The organism is Novosphingobium sediminicola (assembly GCF_014196525.1).
GTDB lineage: Bacteria > Pseudomonadota > Alphaproteobacteria > Sphingomonadales > Sphingomonadaceae > Novosphingobium > Novosphingobium sediminicola.
Genome location: NZ_JACIDX010000053.1, coordinates 1 through 1,311, shown reverse-complemented (window position 1 = coordinate 1,311; position 1,311 = coordinate 1). Strand labels below are relative to the sequence as shown.

Sequence of the window (1,311 nt, the reverse complement as noted above, 5' to 3'; positions counted from 1 at the left end):
CCTCTGTTATTCACCGGAGCGCACGAGAGGGTTGGCGGGAGTAGCGTAAGGCATTGTCCTGTTATAGGAAATTGGGTGCTTAGACCAAACCTATAACGGGGCAAAAAATGCCACAAGCCACACCCGCCGAGGGCGACGATAGCGCGCTGCTGATTTCGTTTCCAGCAGTCGTCCGCAAGAAAGTCACAGCGGCCTTCGACGGCGGTCGGATCACGTCGGATGGAGGTGTTCTGCTGCTGGGGCAGGCCGAGCGCGAGATGGGGCTCTGTGCGCGGCTCGCCGCCTGCATTGCCGATCCGCGCGATCAGTCTCGGGTGATCCACCAAGTCGATGACATCCTGCGGGCGCGGGTCTTGGCGATCTGCTGCGGCTATGAGGATGCCGACGACCTTGATGCTCTGCGCGATGATCCTGGCTTCCGTCTGGCACTGGGCAAGCTGCCGGGGTCGGGCGCGGGCCTTGCCAGCCAACCGACGATGAGCCGCTGGGAAAACGCGCCGTCAACGCGCGAGCTGGCGCGCATGATGCAGGTCATGATTGGCATCTACTGCGCCAGTTATCCATCCCCGCCCCAAGCGGTAACGCTGGACATCGATGACACCTGCGATGTCGTCCACGGCTATCAGCAGCTTTCCTTCTGGAACGGCCACCACGGGGAGCGCTGCTTCCTGCCGATCCATGTCTACGACACAGCAACAGGGCGCCCGGTCGCCATGTTGCTGCGCACCGGCAAGACGCCATCAGGCCAGGAAGCAGCAGGCCACATCCGGCGCCTGGTCCGGCACCTTCGTCGACACTGGAGCGAAACGCATATCACGATCCGCGGCGATGGACATTATGGCCGCCCCGAGGTCATGGCCTTCTGCGAAGCGCACGGCATCGACTATGTCCTGGGCCTTCCTACCAATGCCGCCCTGCGCGCCGATCCCACAATCGTGAAGGTTGCCGATGCCTGCGCGGTCAAACGGGCTGAGGAAGACCGGGTGGTCCTGCGCCACTATGCCGAAACGCGTTACGGTGCGAAAAGCTGGAAATGTCAGCGCCGCGTCGTGGCCAGGATCGAGGCCAGTACGCTGGGTATGGACATCCGCTACGTCGTCACCTCGCTGGCCGGAGGCTCGGCCGAGCACATATACGATACGCTCTACTGTGCTCGCGGCCAGGCCGAAAACCTCATCAAGATGCACAAGTCCCAGCTCGCCAGCGACCGCACCTCCTGCCGCTCAGCCAATGCCAACCAGATGCGACTGATCCTGCATACCGCCGCCTACTGGCTGATGTGGCGCCTCCGGCAAGCCATCCCGAAAACCA

The 1,311-nt window shown here is 62.8% G+C and carries 1 protein-coding gene; it reads left to right on the top strand.

Annotation, left to right across the window (positions count from 1 at the left end):
* Positions 1 to 107: 107 nt before the first annotated feature.
* Positions 108 to 1,311: IS1380 family transposase (locus GGR38_RS23935; protein WP_183629520.1), on the top strand; the 1,204-nt coding region annotated here is incomplete at its 3' end.